Annotated in this window: 15 protein-coding genes; 1 reads left to right on the top strand and 14 read right to left on the bottom strand. The window is 42.2% G+C overall.

From position 1 onward, the window contains the following. Positions 1-101: 101 nt before the first annotated feature. From DXB73_RS08850 to ilvN, 12 genes are all read right to left on the bottom strand, one after another. Positions 102-893 carry an ABC transporter permease gene (locus tag DXB73_RS08850; protein WP_118690853.1) on the bottom strand — a complete coding sequence of 264 codons (792 nt, stop codon included), beginning with the start codon at positions 891-893 and terminating at the stop codon, positions 102-104. A gap of 12 nt (positions 894-905) precedes the next feature. Beyond that, positions 906-2,741, bottom strand: a complete 1,836-nt coding sequence (locus tag DXB73_RS08845) for a glycosyltransferase (protein ID WP_118690852.1) — start codon at positions 2,739-2,741, stop codon at positions 906-908. Positions 2,742-2,786: 45 nt separating this feature from the next. Continuing rightward, positions 2,787-3,806 (bottom strand): glycosyltransferase family 2 protein, encoded by a 1,020-nt coding sequence (locus tag DXB73_RS08840; RefSeq protein WP_118690851.1) that lies wholly within the window; start codon positions 3,804-3,806, stop codon positions 2,787-2,789. Next, positions 3,806-4,978, bottom strand: a complete 1,173-nt coding sequence (locus DXB73_RS08835; RefSeq protein ID WP_182448280.1) for a glycosyltransferase — start codon at positions 4,976-4,978, stop codon at positions 3,806-3,808. The genes DXB73_RS08840 and DXB73_RS08835 overlap by 1 nt, the downstream gene beginning before the upstream one ends. Before the next feature lie 7 nt (positions 4,979-4,985). Then, positions 4,986-5,708, bottom strand: a complete 723-nt coding sequence (locus DXB73_RS08830; protein WP_182448281.1) for an amino acid ABC transporter ATP-binding protein — start codon at positions 5,706-5,708, stop codon at positions 4,986-4,988. Positions 5,709-5,761: 53 nt separating this feature from the next. Beyond that, entirely contained in the window at positions 5,762-7,303 is a 1,542-nt protein-coding gene (locus DXB73_RS08825; protein WP_118690860.1) for an ABC transporter substrate-binding protein/permease, read from the bottom strand. Positions 7,304-7,326: 23 nt separating this feature from the next. Beyond that, positions 7,327-7,974 (bottom strand): HAD-IA family hydrolase, encoded by a 648-nt coding sequence (locus DXB73_RS08820; protein WP_118690849.1) that lies wholly within the window; start codon positions 7,972-7,974, stop codon positions 7,327-7,329. A 91-nt stretch (positions 7,975-8,065) separates the two neighbouring features. Further along, a complete protein-coding gene (efp, locus tag DXB73_RS08815; RefSeq protein WP_022024346.1) occupies positions 8,066-8,620 on the bottom strand; it encodes an elongation factor P in 555 nt (184 codons plus the stop codon). Positions 8,621-8,681: 61 nt separating this feature from the next. Continuing rightward, the gene (locus DXB73_RS08810; protein ID WP_118690848.1) at positions 8,682-9,209 is read right to left on the bottom strand and encodes a shikimate kinase; all 528 of its coding nucleotides are present in this window, start codon (positions 9,207-9,209) and stop codon (positions 8,682-8,684) included. Between the two features lie 73 nt (positions 9,210-9,282). Then, positions 9,283-10,056, bottom strand: coding sequence for a type I 3-dehydroquinate dehydratase (gene aroD / locus DXB73_RS08805; RefSeq protein WP_118690847.1), 774 nt, complete (start codon positions 10,054-10,056; stop codon positions 9,283-9,285). Positions 10,057-10,319: 263 nt separating this feature from the next. Beyond that, positions 10,320-11,342 carry a ketol-acid reductoisomerase gene (gene ilvC / locus DXB73_RS08800; protein WP_118690846.1) on the bottom strand — a complete coding sequence of 341 codons (1,023 nt, stop codon included), beginning with the start codon at positions 11,340-11,342 and terminating at the stop codon, positions 10,320-10,322. Between the two features lie 116 nt (positions 11,343-11,458). Beyond that, positions 11,459-11,977: an acetolactate synthase small subunit gene (gene ilvN / locus DXB73_RS08795; RefSeq protein ID WP_022024341.1), complete on the bottom strand. Its 519-nt coding sequence runs from the start codon at positions 11,975-11,977 to the stop codon at positions 11,459-11,461. A gap of 312 nt (positions 11,978-12,289) precedes the next feature. Here ilvN and DXB73_RS08790 point away from each other — a divergent pair, with 312 nt between their 5' ends. Continuing rightward, positions 12,290-13,126 carry a DegV family protein gene (locus DXB73_RS08790; RefSeq protein WP_022024079.1) on the top strand — a complete coding sequence of 279 codons (837 nt, stop codon included), beginning with the start codon at positions 12,290-12,292 and terminating at the stop codon, positions 13,124-13,126. 123 nt (positions 13,127-13,249) lie between these two features. Here the strand turns inward: DXB73_RS08790 and DXB73_RS08785 are convergent, their stop codons facing one another. Both DXB73_RS08785 and DXB73_RS08780 read right to left on the bottom strand, forming a co-directional pair. Continuing rightward, entirely contained in the window at positions 13,250-14,443 is a 1,194-nt protein-coding gene (locus DXB73_RS08785) for a transglutaminase domain-containing protein (protein ID WP_118690845.1), read from the bottom strand. Further along, positions 14,443-15,762 carry an ATP-binding protein gene (locus tag DXB73_RS08780; RefSeq protein ID WP_118690844.1) on the bottom strand — a complete coding sequence of 440 codons (1,320 nt, stop codon included), beginning with the start codon at positions 15,760-15,762 and terminating at the stop codon, positions 14,443-14,445. Before DXB73_RS08780 ends, DXB73_RS08785 begins: the two co-directional genes overlap by 1 nt. Between the last annotated feature and the right edge of the window lie 28 nt (positions 15,763-15,790).

Genomic DNA, 15,790 nt, shown 5'->3' with positions numbered 1-15,790 from the left:
TAATAAGCAATATGTGGTTTTGAAATAACTTCCGGTATGGGAAGTATGAGTTACTTATTATGTGGTCCTTGAACAAATTTTGGAGGTGTGAAGTGTGTGTTTTATATATATAGGATAAACTGATCTTGTCCTTTCGTAAAGATCCATGTTCCAAATAGCAGCATTAGGAAGGCATCAATGCATCCGTACAGCACCATATGCGGATCCGGAAATACTCCGTACAGAGTCAGGCATCGAAGCTGTGTAACATATGCATACATTGGATTGAGATGAACGACGAGCCAGTGCAGCTTATCCGGCAAATACTCTACCGGATAAAACATTGGAGTCAAATACATCCATGCTGTCGTTATCGCATTATAAATATACTGGATGTCCCGGAAAAATACGTTTGCTGCGCTTAACAACATTCCCAGACCAATATTGAACACATATAACTGTGCTACTACAATAGGGAACAGCAGCAGGTACCACGAAAAATATCCTTTTGTAAATAACATAACGATCAGCAGCGCTCCAAAGGAAAAAATGCAGTCTATTAATCCACTGGTGATCTTAGAGACGGTAAATACATATTTCGGAAGATACGTCTTTTTAAGCAGTGCTGCATTCCCGGTAATTGCCCCAAGAGCCTGATGGGTAGATATATTCATAAAATTAAATAACACTTGTCCGCTCATTAAATACACGGGATAATTCGGTATATTCTTCTGATGAAACATATGTGAAAACACGATTGCCATAATGACCATGATAAACAATGGATTCAAAATACTCCATAAATACCCCAGCACGCTTCGACGATACTTGAGTTTCAGATCTCGGAAGATCAATTGTCCCATCAGGTCTTTGTATTTGATAAATCCCTGTATTCTTGCTATAAACAACCGCATGATAATTCCTCTCTAACCTATACTCAGGTATTTTTTCCAAAAATCACTGGAACAGAGTTCTGCGTTGTTTAACACATAGTCCTGAACCGTGTCCTCGTATTTTCTCTTTAGTTTCCAAGCAGCCTTTGCATAACGAAGCAGCGTCACAAATGCCATACCTCTCTTACGCTTTACCGTAAATCCACTACCACTCTGCGGATCATAGTACAATACATTTTTGAGTCGATATAGATGTGTAGCATGACACCCCATTGGCAGTGCCGTCAACTCCTTCTTGCCAAATAACAGCCATCCATTCAAAGTCAGCTTATGTTTGAGCGAAAACGTGTACTTGCGGTACAGATCTTCCTTCCGTATCGGATCTCTGCTTGCCTTCATTTCATAAAGCTTCTTGACTACATTTTTCGGATGGTAGCCCATCTCCATGATTTCCTCATGCACGAGGATCGGATCATGTGTCTTGAAATATTCCGATCCCTCCAAGAAATCTTCTACCGCACGCAATGTCAGCAGCTGATCATCATACCGATATTTGAGCATCTGATGTACCAAATGGCGGAACACACGCTTACACGTATCCTCTACCGGTCGACGTGGTTCATATAAAGCATTCATAATCAAGCTGTTACGCATATCATAGTACTCCATCGCAGACTGTTTGCGATTCTCAAAGGAATCATGCCATACCCCGATACCATTCATCGTCATGATCGGCCATCCCATCCTTCTTCCGTACTCTATATCATCAATATGTATAAAAAATGGCAGTGGAAGTTCATTCTTTTTGTTTTCTAAAACCATTGCGCAATACCACCAACCATTATATTCTACATCTTTTTCCAACTCATTGACAATAAGATCTTCTTCACAAAGAAGATTAAATCCGTTTCTGCCGAATTCTACATGGTCAAACATCCATCTTTCGCCTTTGGCATGCTGAATATACGGATAATCCATTCGCATCAGCGATCCACCAAGTATACTACAGCGGAAATTCGGTCGGATAAAAGAATATAGCATATACGTTCGATAAATGCTTTCCGGCTCCAAACGGATATCATCATCCAAAAACAATATATGTGTCCATTTTTTATTAGGATCCTCAAGCGCCTCCAACAGACACCGCACAAAGCCACCGGTCCCTCCGACATTCTTATTTTTCATAACTTTGACACCACGGTCCGGATAATCACTTTCTGTCAGCGTACCCCCATTGTCCGCAACAAATACACCTATGTTATCCGCTAAAATACTCTGTTCAAAAAATGTGGTATAGATCTGTTGAAGGATCGTGCGCACACTTTCCTCCCGATGATATGTACATATTCCAATGGCAAGATTGACCGGTTTGGCCTCATAGCATGTTCTTGCCACAACCTGTCCACCGTACAATTCACAATCTGATTCCGCATCAATTACAATAAATATATTATTATCCAGTGCATCAGCCATAAAACCAAATTCATATAATCTGGTTTCATCGGAAATCGTACGTTTCATCCCCAATAATTTACGATCTACCCCCTCTTCCTCATCAAAACCGGTCTCCCATAAATAAATCTTTGCCGATCCACGCAATAAAATCTGAAATGTATAAGTGTGAATATCCGCATATTTATTCCATTTTCCAGCTGGAAAGATATTAAAAAAGGAACACGTCGACAACGAACAATCGGCCGGTATCCTAACTTTTCCATGTCTGCATTCCGGCTGCTGTCTGGTCCAGCGAAAATAGATCTGGGCGTAATTAGAATCCATGTCCTCATTATCCGGGAATATAAAATGATGAATAACCGTTTTTGTTCTGTCTAACGTTTTACCCTGTATCTCCTCGATCTTACTTGCCATATGTCCTCTCCTCACTGTATTTTGGTAACTCTAACATGATGTGACTTATCTATAATGCAATGTGTGTTGCAGTCTCAACAAGAAACTTGCTGCAGGATAGATCCTATAGTTTGTGCGATATAATAATTTTACTGCACGGTTGTTGCAGGCATGAAATATTTCGGGATTGTTCGCTTCGATTGTGTCTACAAGCTGTTTGATCTTCATTTTCCAGCGGCGGCTTGATCGAAAACTCAAATAAATTTTAACTTGACTTGTCATTAATTTTGCTGCCCCTTTGGCAAGATATGCTCTTTTCGCCAAACTACTTTTGTCTTCCTGTTCATATAAACGAATAATGCTTTGTAGTACCTTTTCATGCTGCAAATAATTCTTCTGCATACTCTCTAAATTCATACTCTGACCATCTGTTCCCAGTCGATATTGATATACTATCCCCGGCAAAAATACAACTGTCTCGATATAAGGCACCGGTCTCAAAACATACTGTGCATCTACATAAAAACAATGCTCATCCAACTGAATATTGTGCGACTGCAGCAAGGCGGTTCGAATCGTCACTGCATGCATATTAAGATAAACCTTATCTGCTATTTCATCAAAGGAATAGATATGTTGATATTGCTTCTGTGCGAAATCAGTCTTGATCCGGCGTATTTCCTTTCCATCACGATGACGTACCCAACAATAATCTGTCACGACAACATCTGATCTTTCTCTATTATCCATCAAATAGCATACAACTGTCAAGAGTTCTTTTGTATCTACCCAATCATCTCCATCTACTGTCTTGAAATATTCTCCCTGTGCCAGTGCCAGCGCATGATTGACCGCGGCACCATAACCACCATTTTCCTGCGAAACAAGACGAAAAGACTCTGGAAATCTGTTGATATATTTTTTCACTATGCGTGCCGTAGCATCCGTAGATCCATCGTCGATCACCACAATATCCAATGCCGGAAGGAGTTTCTCATCCACAAAAGAATCCAAACATTGTGCAATGTATGGTGCGACATTGTATGCCGCAACCGCAATGGTCAATACTTTTGCTGTATGTGCCATCAACGCCTTCTCCTTCCTGCATTGTCTTCCTGCAGCACTTCTTGATACAGTGCTCTCATTTGTTGATCCACCACTTGTGTAGAAAATTGTTTCACACGCTTTTTGTTCCACTCTCCCATCAAGTTTCTGCGTACATCACGTGGAACTGCACTTTCTGCATCTTTTTCCGTAAACATGCGGCGAATCTTAACCGCATAATCTTCCGGATCAAATCCCTGTACCAAATAACCGCCTTTGGTATGCTCGATCAGATCATTCACTCCGCGGATATCCGATGCGATCACCGGCAGCCCTGCGGCCATTGCTTCCATCACCGCTACCGGAAGCCCCTCCTGATAGGAAGGCAGTACAAAACAGTCTGCACGGGCAAGCCATTCTGAAATATTCTCCTGATATCCTGCCAGAAAGACCCGGTGCTCCAACCCTAGCTCTAGGATACGCTGCTGTAACATTTTCTGCTTGTCACCGGTTCCACAAATAACATATCTCAGGTCCAGATCACGAAGCAATGCCATTGCCTCTATCATAAGCTGATGATTTTTACGTGCGGACAACTCCCCTACACTTAATAACATCTTTGGCGTCGTTTCCCGCATTACTCTGGCATTCGGAGCAGTTTCTTCAGGCAGCGGCACACCGACACCGGGCACATATACCACGCATCCGCGCACCGGAAATGACTGAGCTCTATCATAATCTTCGTGATTGATGACGATCAGCCGATCCGTATAACGTGCCAAAAAATACTCCACCGGATAATACAGCCAATTGCGAAGCGGCGCTCCGGTATAGAAATGCAGACCATGTGCCGTATATAATACCGGCACATGACGTCCGGTCTGTCGATATACCTTCTGCGCTGCCAAGCGGCCTACAACTCCACTCATCGGCATATGACAGTGAATCATTGCAAACTCTTCTTCCATAAGAAGCTTTACCAATTGCAGATAGCTTTTCTTCACTTGACGTGAAAACGGTGACTTGACAAAATCGATCTGATGCCTTATCACTCCGGTCCCGTCCAATCTGTGATTATCTTTGCCATACACTACATTATCAAAATCGGATGCATAATGTACCTCATATCCCATATCCTGTAGTATACGCACATGTTTCATTTCATGCTGCGGTATGAAACCACTCACCCTCGTTACCAATAATACTTTCTTCATAAGACAATTATAATATTTTGGATAAAAACTCCTGTAATCTCGTATTTTTAGGATGATCAAACAGCTCTTCCGGTGTTTCATCTTCCTGAATAGTACCATCATTAATAAAGAGGACACGACTTGCCACTTCTCTCGCAAAACCCATCTCATGCGTTACTACAACCATCGTCATTCCCTCTGCAGCGAGCTCCTTCATTAAAGCAAGTACCTCACCTACCATCTCAGGATCCAAAGCTGACGTCGGCTCATCAAACAACATGACATCCGGATTCATAGCAAGTGCACGCACAATGGCAACACGCTGTTTCTGCCCGCCGGACAGCTGTGACGGATAGCTGTCCGCTTTATCGGACAGACCTATGCGTGTCAACAGCTCCAAGGCCTTCTTTTCGGCATCTTCTTTGCTCATCTTCTTCCGCTTTACCGGTGCTAGCATAATATTTTCTTTGATCGTCATATTCGGAAACAGATTAAACTGCTGGAATACCATTCCGATCTTTTCTCTCATGACATCAATATCAACAGATGCATCCGTAATATCCGTTCCCTCAAAGGAAATAATACCATCTGTCGGTACTTCTAACAGATTTAATGACCGCAGAAAGGTTGATTTACCACAACCGGATGGGCCAATGATCGCAATCACTTCACCTTTGCAGATCTGAATATCAATCCCCTTTAAAACCTGGTGTTCTCCAAAGGCTTTATGCAAATCATGTACATCGATCAAAACATTATCTTTTTCTATTTTATTACTCATATTTATTCTCCCCTGTTGCTGCATTAACGTTCGCTGTTTCGTAATTTACGTTCCAACTTATTGACACCGGCCGACAGGATCATTACTGTCACAAGATAGACAATAGCTACGGCAAATAGTGGCATATATGCTTCATACGTAATACTACGGACAATATCTCCACCCTTCGTCAGATCCATCATGCCAATATATCCACTGATAGAAGTCTCCTTGATCAGTACGATAAACTCGTTACCAAGTGCCGGCAAAATATTCTTAAATGCCTGTGGAATAATGACACTGCGCATTGTCTGCCAATAGTTTAAACCAAGGCTTCGTCCCGCTTCAAACTGTCCTTGATCGACGGACATAATACCGGAACGCATAACCTCTGAAACGTATGCTGCAGAGTTCAATCCAAATCCAATGATCGCCACTAATATCTTGTTTTGTACCGAAGTCAAAATAACGTAATAAATGATCATCAACTGTACAACAGCAGGCGTCCCTCGCATTACTGTGATATAGATCTTGCACAGCGCATTCAATATTGGCCAAGAACCGTTACGATCATGGCTGGTACGGATCAGGGAAAGGATCAGGCCAAATACAATACCAATAATGATTGCAAAGAATGTGATAACCAGTGTATTGCCAAAACCTTTTAACAAATATTCATAACGATGTTCTTTGACAAAGTTATTATAAAATGCCTCTCGGAAAGTCTGTTTCTTCACAACCGACTTAGTTCCTTTTACGATAACAACCTGTTTGGCTGTTGTATATTTGTTGGTGAAATCAATATTTTTAAGACGATCCTCTGTCACAGTCATTCCGGCGGCACCTACATCTGCTTTACCGGAAGTAACTGCCGTAATGATCGAATCAAAATCCATGTTCTGAATCTCTAGGTCCATACCAAGGCGATCACATACTGCCTGCATCATATCCGCATCAACACCAACAATTTTTCCCTTATCATAGTATTCATATGGTGGAAATTCTGCATTGGTCGCCATCGTCAATTTTTTCTTTTTCGGATTTTTTGGATCTGCCTGATAACGATCTTTGCCGGCATTCACACCGATATAGTAATCATTGATCTTCTGCATCGTGCCATCTTTTGTGATCTCGTCCAACGCCTGATTGATCTGCTCGCGCAGCGTATCATTTCCTTTGGCAACACATACTGCATAGTCCTCATTTGCGAACTCATCTTTTAAGATCTTTAATTCCGGATTCTTTTCACAATAGGCTTTTGCCGGCTGCTCATCAATAATAACAGAATCGATTTTGCCAACTTTCAGTGCCTGAATAGCATCGGCTCCTTTGTTGTAACGCTCTACCTCGGTACCTTTATTTTCCTTGGCATAATCCGTTGAATAGATATCTCCCGTTGTACCAATCTGTACACCAATCTTACGGCCCGCAAGATCATCTACCGATTTTACTTTCTGTACGGCATTCTTTTCTGCCATCTTTTGTTCATGGATCCGTTTGAACTGCACTGCACCAACAGCAACTGCTACCAGCACAAACAAAATTATTACTTCCCATATGATCTGTTTCTTTCTTTTTGTTCTCATCTTTTCCTCTTTTCCAATCCTTTTTATTGTAACAAGCGCAGGCATTCTTTCGTATCCTGTGCAAAGACTTTGGCGCCATACTGTTCTAGTAGTTCTCTCTCTCGGAAGCCCCACAAAACGATCACACTGTCTAATCCCGCATTGATCGCCGTCTGCACATCAACCTCTGAATCACCGATATACACTGCATCTTTCTTTGTGATCTGCAGGGTATCCAAAACATGCTCTACTGCGTCCGGTGCCGGCTTGCGTCTGACACCTTCTCTCTCTCCGACAGCGAAATCAAACAGACCATCGAAATAATCTTTACACAATTCCTGCACTGCCATATCTGCTTTATTGGACACAACTGCCGTTTTGCAGCCTTCTTTTCGCAACGTACGGATCAAGTCTAAAATCCCATCATACGGTTTAGTCTTGTCCGCACAGTGCTTCGCATAGTAGTCCAAAAAATATCGATATACTTCATCAATCCGTTCTGTACTAAGTCCCGATGGCACGGCCCTTTCGATCAGTTTACGGATCCCATTGCCCACGAAATGTCTGACATCCTCTATGGAATGAACCGGATACCCGAAATGCTCCAGCGTTGCATTCGTGCTGTCAGTCAAATCTTCTAGCGTATTTAGTATCGTCCCATCCATATCAAAAATGACTAATTTATATTTCATGTCTATCCTCTTCTCATTTCTGCACAAAAGGCGCAACCCCCAGGAATACATGATCCCTTATGAATTGCGCCTCCTATCCTATGCGTAATAATTATACACGCTTCAAATATTCACCTGTACGAGTATCAATCTGGATCTTATCTCCAGTCTCAACGAACAATGGCACATTTACCTGTGCTCCAGTCTCAACAGTAGCCGGCTTATTAGCACCTGTTGCTGTATCGCCCTTAAATCCTGGCTCTGTCTCTGTTACTTCAAGCTCAACAAACAATGGTGGCTCAATTGCAAATACCTCTCCACCATGAGAAAGCATCTTAACCATCTCATTCTCTTTGACAAATTTCAAGGAATCGCCAACCTGATCCGCCGTCATATCAATCTGATCATATGTCTCGACATTCATAAAGTGATACATATCATCACTGTACAAATACTGCATATCTGCACGCTCAATATGCGCCTGTGGGCACTTCTCTGTCGGACGGAATGTTTTCTCTACAACTCCACCACTCTTAATATTCTTTAACTTTGTGCGGACAAATGCTGCACCTTTACCAGGCTTAACATGCTGAAACTCAATAACCTGATATACATTTCCCTCAAATTCAATGGTCAAACCATTTCTGAAATCACCTGCTGATACCATGATAAAAATCCTCCTTAATTGTATATGCGTCTTGATTACTACGCAAAATCCTGTATACAGTTTATCCTATTTGAGCATATTTTTCAAGTAATTTTTGTGCAACCTGCTTCGGCGTACAGCCATCTGTCTCTATAACAATATCAGCCGCTGCGCGATACTTTGATTCTCTTGCTTCCATCATCTTTGTAATATACGGTATATTCATGTTTCCATTAAGGAGCGGACGGTTTGTACTGTCTTTAACATGCTCATAAATCGTCTCCGGCGTTGCCGTAAGAAGCACGATCTTGCCCTGCTCCTTCATCTTGTCCACGTTCACCTCGCGCATCACCATGCCACCGCCACACGAAATGATCCCCGGCTCCAGATCACGCAGCCTTGTCAATATTTCTGTCTCTCTCTGGCGAAAATATTCCTCCCCCTCTTCAGCAAAAATATCCGGAATCGATTTATGCTCCTGTTTCACAATCATTTGATCGGTATCAAATTCCTTTGTGCCCGATAATTTACTAAGCACATGAGATGTAGCCGTTTTGCCTACGCCCATAAAACCGATCAAAAATATATGTTCTTTTAACTGTGTTTTCACCGTGCTCCTCCATTTCTTTCTACTATATCATTATGCCATTTTACACCGCTATGCAGCGCACAAACAGCTTCTTCTATGAAATCTGTAATCGCTTCAACGCAACCCGAAGCTCCTCCAAAGGAATCTGCCCCGGTGCACTTGTTTCTCCATAGCAGCCAAATGTAACTGCTGATCCAAAATTAGCACCTGCTACGCGGCTGACTGCCCCTAGTGCGCCCATCGACATAGCAATAACCGGTGTGTCCGGTATCTGTCTCTTCGCCTGCAGCGTTGCACACATTAACGTCAACACATCCTCTTTTCTCTGCGGCATCACAGCCATCTTAGGAATATCCGCACCATTGTCATGCATTGCCAAAAGACGTTTTGTAATCTGCATCTCCTGTGGCGTTCCCTGAAAGTCATGATAGGATCCAATCACCTGCACATGCTGTTGTAATGCCTGAACTGCCTCTCGGATCGTTCCTTCTGTTACAGACTCAGATTCCGAAAGCGCTCTGTCCCACCAAAACATCTCCACATCAATATAATCCACACATTCAGACTGTGCCGCTACTTGAAGCGTATGTATATATTGTTCAAAAGATATTGTCAGCTCACCACCCTCGGCAGTAGTACGTATCGTAAACAGTAACGGTGTAGACCCCGTGCTGCGTCGCAGTTTCCGCAGAAACAAGCACAGACGCTCATCCTCTAAAATACACGAACAATAATCTGCGCGCCATTCTATCAGATCCACCTTCGCTGCAACCAGATCCTCTGCTGTCTTTATAATCTCTTCTTCTTTCGTTCCAACGATGGGAATACATATTTTCGGTATTTCTGTATCAAACTCCAATGTATACATAAATCTATTGCCTTCCTATTGAACTGTAATAATCCTTTAAATAAAAGGGACTGTCGTACTAAGCGTCATTGAATCCCTGATCCTTAGTCAGACAGTCCCCTTCCGTATTATAAGAGAGTATACTACTCATCCTCGTCATGTAAAGTGTTCTTTACAGCCGCTACAATTGCAGCCGTTGCCGCAACAACGACAACAACCGCTACCACAACAACTGCTATCACTAATACTCCTGCCGCCATAGTATTCTCTCCTTTCTTCTCAAATTAGTTATTGATGAGCTTGTCATCCTCATTGTTCCAGCTGTAAAGCTTACGGATCTCCTCGCCAACCTTCTCTGAAGGATGCTCAGAAGCAAGCTTTCTAAGAGCTTTGAAGTGAACCTGACGACCTGCTGGGGACATATCCAATAAGAAGTCTTTTGCAAAAGTACCATCCTGAATATCAGAAAGAATCTGCTTCATAGCCTTCTTCGTATCCTCTGTAACGATCTTTGGTCCTGTAATATAATCACCATACTCTGCTGTGTTAGAGATAGAATATCTCATTCCTGCGAAACCTGACTGATAGATCAAGTCTACGATCAGCTTCATCTCATGGATACACTCGAAATAAGCGTTTCTAGGATCATAACCAGCTTCGCACAATGTCTCGAAACCAGCCTGCATCAATGCACAAACACCGCCGCAAAGTACTGCCTGCTCACCGAAAAGGTCTGTCTCAGTCTCAGTACGGAATGTTGTCTCAAGAACACCGGCTCTTGCTCCACCAATACCAAGTGCATATGCAAGTGCGATATCCTGTGCTTTACCTGTAGCATCCTGCTCTACAGCGATAAGACAAGGTGTTCCCTTACCAGCCTGATACTCAGAACGTACTGTATGACCTGGAGCCTTAGGTGCGATCATTGTAACATCAACATCAGCCGGAGGTACGATACATCCATAATGAATATTGAAACCATGAGCGAACATTAACATATTACCTGCTTCCAAGTTTGGCTCAATGTCCTTCTTATACATATCAGCCTGCTTCTCATCATTGATAAGGATCATAATGATATCAGCCTGCTTAGCAGCCTCTGCAGTTGTGTATACCTTAAAGCCCTGCTTCTCTGCCTTAGCCCATGACTTAGAACCTTCATAAAGGCCGATGATGACATCGCATCCGGATTCCTTCAAGTTCAATGCATGTGCATGACCCTGGCTACCATATCCAATGATAGCGATCGTCTTTCCATCCAATAAGGACAAGTTACAATCATCTTGATAAAAAATCTTTGCTGCCATTATATTTTCCTCCTAAATATAAAATGTAATTTATGCAAAGCGCTGTCTTGCATGACCTCCCTGATACATTCTGTCTCAGTACAAATTCATCCAAGTAATGGCGTTTCACTTATGTATTAGCTGTCGAAGTCCACATCAAACTCATCAAACATATCTCTGGCTCCACGACTCAGTCCGGTAATGCCTGTCCGAACCATCTCCTTGATCTCATAACCATTTAAAAGCTTCACAAATGCATCCAGCTTATTCTGGTTACCTGTCAATTCGATCATCAGAGTATCTACTCCGACATCAACAATCTTAGCACGGAAAATATCAGCAATAGCCACTACTGCCGGTCTTTGATCTGCTTCTACGGCAACCGTCACTAAAATCAACTCTCGGCATACGCGCTCACCATGCTTTAATACCTTCACGGCACGAACGTCTTCTAACTTTGCCACCTGTTTCTCAATCTGATCCAAAACCTGGTCATCCCCACGGACAACTACGGTCATTCGGGAGTATGCAGGATTCTGCGTCTCTCCAACTGTCAGACTGTCTATATTATAACCTCTTCGGCTAAACAAACCGGCAACACGGCTTAATACACCCGAAGTGTTATCCACTAAAATTGATAAAATCCTCTTCTTCATGAAATACCTCTTTCCGTGCATCAATGTAACTCTTAAATACACTAAAACTGATTGTAGCAATATGCTTCTTATTTGTCAAGAAATCATCCCGTGAATATTTTTCACTCGAAAGCCTTTTTAGTTGACTTTATAAGGTAAGAATGATAATATATGTAGTATTAAAAACTACATTTTATAAGTTTTAGAATTGTGTATGTTCGTTTTTGGCACTTTTTAAGGTGATCGGCAATATAAAGCCGGTTTATTTTGGATATGAACGGACATACTGATAGTAGACAGCCGCAGACTTCTGCAGGCAGATTGGAGAGAACTATGTCCTATTTGATTTTATGTGACAGTTGCACAGATTTTACGGAGGATATGAAGCAGGATCCGCATTTTGCCCATATTCCCTTGACGATCCATATTGGTGATTACGATATAATTGATGATGATACTTTTGATCAGCAGGATTTTCTCAGACGCATCGATGCTTATCCCGAATGTGCCAAATCTTCCTGCCCGGCACCGGATGAATATCTTAAACACTTTGAGATGGCTGATGACATTTATATGGTAACGTTATCCAGTCATCTGAGTGGTTCTTATAATAGTGCCATGCTGGCAGCCAATATGTATATGGAAGATCATCCAAATAAACATATCCATGTATTTGATTCCTTGTCTGCCTCTTCCGGGCAGACATTAGTCGCACTCAAAGCAAATGAACTCGCCGGCAGTGGACTTTCTTTCGACGAAGTGATAAAACAGACCGAACAGTTTATTCATGAGATGGGTACAAAATTTGTCTTAGAATCTCTTGAGACTCTGCGTAAAAACGGTCGCCTCTCTACGGTAACCGCTACGCTGGCAAGTGCACTCAACATCAAGCCGGTAATGACATCTAATGGTAATGGTGAGATTGATAAAGTAACGCAGGCACGTGGTATGTCAAAGGCAATCATGAAGATGGCTGATGCGATCAAGGTGGATGCTGTTGATCCACAAAACCACACATTAATGATCGCACATTGCAACAATCGCAAACGTGCTGAATTTGTCAAAGAAGAGATCTTGAAACGCCTTTCATTTAAGGATGTACAAATTACAGAGACCGGAGGCATCAGCTCCCTCTACGCAGCCGATGGCGGTATTGTAGTCTGCTACTGATCTTAATACCGCAGATTGTTTTCTCTACCGGTATACTGTAATACCATATAAAAGCATCTGTAAAAAGGATCAAAAACCAGCGTTATACAAGTATTTTCCTATACTAAAAAACGGTAGTCGGAATCACCCGGCTACCGTTATTATTTTGCATATTTTGCCTCGCAGCAATCCGACCTTTAATCTGCCATTTGCGAAGCTCAACTGTGCTGCCTGATAAGAGGCATATTTTTTACCGCCTTCCCACACAAGCTTCACTTGGTGTGTCCGCCCATTATAATAGTATATGCGGTTGAAGTTGATAAAATAAAATCTCCCTTTGCTGCCTTTGACAAATAAACTTCCACCAGCCCTCGCCAAAGTACGAGCAGCACCTCCGGCGATCCGCTTTCTTTGTCTGACCGCCCGATCTGTCTGATAGATAAATCTGCCTTTCTGATAATAAAAAGCACTGTTTACCTGCTTCCAATATTTGTGGTCATATTTTGAAGATGTTGTTAGCTTACAGCGAATCCCTCGGTAACCCTTCTTTTTCAGATAGGACGTACTGCATAAAAAATTTTCATGAAGTACCAGCCCCGGCTGATCCTTGTGCGTGTTTGGATTTAAGGGATCGTCCCAGGTCAGATCAACATGGTACCATTTTCCCTTTAATCGTACCACATTCCACATATGCATCATTGAATAGGAATTGGCAAATTTTACAGGGATATTCACCTTTTGCAATAACAATGCGTATGCCTTTGCATATCCCTGGCAGTTCCCCTTTCCTTTCAGAAATACACCCCATTCACTGGTGCAATATGTTGTATTCTGATCTGAATATGCCGTATTCCGGATCAGATAATCATGAAAATACAACGCTTTCTCAAGCTTTGTCATTCCAGACGGTGCTTTTGCCACGATCCGATCAACCTTGGCTCGGATCTTTCGCCGAACCTTCTGGATCTTGGTCCGATCCGGCGCACCATCTGCTTTCCGAAATATTTTCATATAACTCAGTTTCATCTGGCGCACCTGTCCGTCAGATGCGCTGACAACCTTCGTATATTCCTGCCCACTGTAAAAGAGATACGATGTCTGTGTCGCGATTTCCGTCATCATATTACTCACCGCTTTGTCGTCGCGTTTGTTGTACAAATGATATTTCGACACATCTACCTGACGTTCATAATTCTGAAAGGCCAATATCACCGCTCTTTTGGCTCCTGCAATGTCCGCTTTTGGAGCAGCCGCTGCTCTGACTGACGATATCCCCCCGATAAACAGTACCACACAGATCACAAGCATCTGGCGCACTGTCTTACTAAGCCGGCTCATCAATCGACCTCATCCTGCAGCACACTTCCCGCCAGATTGGCAATAAACTGTGTTGCCGTACGTCCGGAAATACCACCATGGCTAAGCTCCCACTGATTAGCTTTCAAACAGAGTTCCTCTTCCGACAAGGTGATCTGTGGATATTTTTTAGCCAATTGTTTAACAATCTCGAAATATTCCTGCTGCTTTGGACGATAATATCCGATCGTCACACCAAATCTCGCTGCTAATGACAACTTCTCCTGCATTGTATCCGAACGATGCAGTTCATCCTGCGACATATCAGAGCGATCGCTCCAGGTCTCGCGGATCAAATGTCTGCGGTTCGAAGTTGCATAGATCAAAACATTATCCGGTTTAGTTTCCAGACCGCCTTCGATCACCGCTTTGAGATATTTATACTCAATCTCAAATTCTTCAAAAGAAAGATCATCCATATAAATAATAAAACGATAATTGCGGTTTTTGATCTCTGCAATGATCTGTGACAAATACTGAAATTCATGTTTATACACTTCGATCATGCGCAGGCCCCTGCTATAGTATTCATTTAATATTGCTTTGATACTGGTTGATTTACCGGTACCTGCATCACCAAATAACAGTACATTATTAGCCTGTCTGCCTGATACAAATGCCTCTGTATTTTCTATTAATTTCTGTTTTTGACTTTCATAACCAATAATATCTGATAACAGCATATCACCGGTATTTGTAATCGGTGTAAGAATATCCTCTGCCTCCGATCCTGCGACACGAAAAGCTTTGTTAAGTCCAAACTTACCAACACCATATTTTTTGTAAAAGTCCGTTACGATACGATACAGTGCATCCTCATCATCCGCTTTTTCAATGGCAGCACTTAATTCCTGCACTTTTTCGCTCACACTCTTGTTGAAGATCTGTTCACTTTTACCCACTGCCTCATAATTGCAGATCACGGAAAAGCAATTGATCTCTAATGCTTTTTCAATCGGTGAAAAATCATAGTCAAACAATTTCTTGAATATCTGAAAATCTGCTTTGGCAAATGCATTGACCGTACCATCATTGCCGCCAACCTTTTCCGATACCATTGTAAAAGGGTTTTCACTCATTGCCAATTGAAAAGCAAGATAATTGTGCCATAGATTTTTGTTAAATCCATAACGAGTCGCTAAATCCAACAAACTGTGAATCTGCTCATAAATTTCCGTTATCAGATTGTCCTTGTCGTAATCACCACTATAAAACCTTTGGCAAATATCGGACAAACGCAATAAAATGCCATCTTCTTCCATGCCGCGGTATATAACCAATCTTGATATTAAACGGTACATCCAATTCCTCCAATCAACTCATTCATAT

Origin of the sequence: Clostridium sp. OM05-6BH, assembly GCF_003481635.1 — a bacterium.
GTDB lineage: Bacteria > Bacillota > Clostridia > Lachnospirales > Lachnospiraceae > Butyribacter.
The sequence above is the reverse complement of the archived record's forward strand: the minus strand, read 5'-3'. Positions and strand labels throughout refer to the sequence as shown.

Coding starts and splice junctions, on each gene's coding strand:
- DXB73_RS08850 (WP_118690853.1), bottom strand. CDS start 893: ATGCGGTTGTTTATAGCAAGAATACAGGGATTTATCAAATACAAAGAC.
- DXB73_RS08845 (WP_118690852.1), bottom strand. CDS start 2,741: ATGGCAAGTAAGATCGAGGAGATACAGGGTAAAACGTTAGACAGAACA.
- DXB73_RS08840 (WP_118690851.1), bottom strand. CDS start 3,806: ATGGCACATACAGCAAAAGTATTGACCATTGCGGTTGCGGCATACAAT.
- DXB73_RS08835 (WP_182448280.1), bottom strand. CDS start 4,978: ATGAAGAAAGTATTATTGGTAACGAGGGTGAGTGGTTTCATACCGCAG.
- DXB73_RS08825 (WP_118690860.1), bottom strand. CDS start 7,303: ATGAGAACAAAAAGAAAGAAACAGATCATATGGGAAGTAATAATTTTG.
- DXB73_RS08820 (WP_118690849.1), bottom strand. CDS start 7,974: ATGAAATATAAATTAGTCATTTTTGATATGGATGGGACGATACTAAAT.
- efp (WP_022024346.1), bottom strand. CDS start 8,620: ATGGTATCAGCAGGTGATTTCAGAAATGGTTTGACCATTGAATTTGAG.
- aroD (WP_118690847.1), bottom strand. CDS start 10,056: ATGTATACATTGGAGTTTGATACAGAAATACCGAAAATATGTATTCCC.
- ilvC (WP_118690846.1), bottom strand. CDS start 11,342: ATGGCAGCAAAGATTTTTTATCAAGATGATTGTAACTTGTCCTTATTG.
- ilvN (WP_022024341.1), bottom strand. CDS start 11,977: ATGAAGAAGAGGATTTTATCAATTTTAGTGGATAACACTTCGGGTGTA.
- DXB73_RS08790 (WP_022024079.1), top strand. CDS start 12,290: ATGTCCTATTTGATTTTATGTGACAGTTGCACAGATTTTACGGAGGAT.
- DXB73_RS08785 (WP_118690845.1), bottom strand. CDS start 14,443: ATGAGCCGGCTTAGTAAGACAGTGCGCCAGATGCTTGTGATCTGTGTG.
- DXB73_RS08780 (WP_118690844.1), bottom strand. CDS start 15,762: ATGTACCGTTTAATATCAAGATTGGTTATATACCGCGGCATGGAAGAA.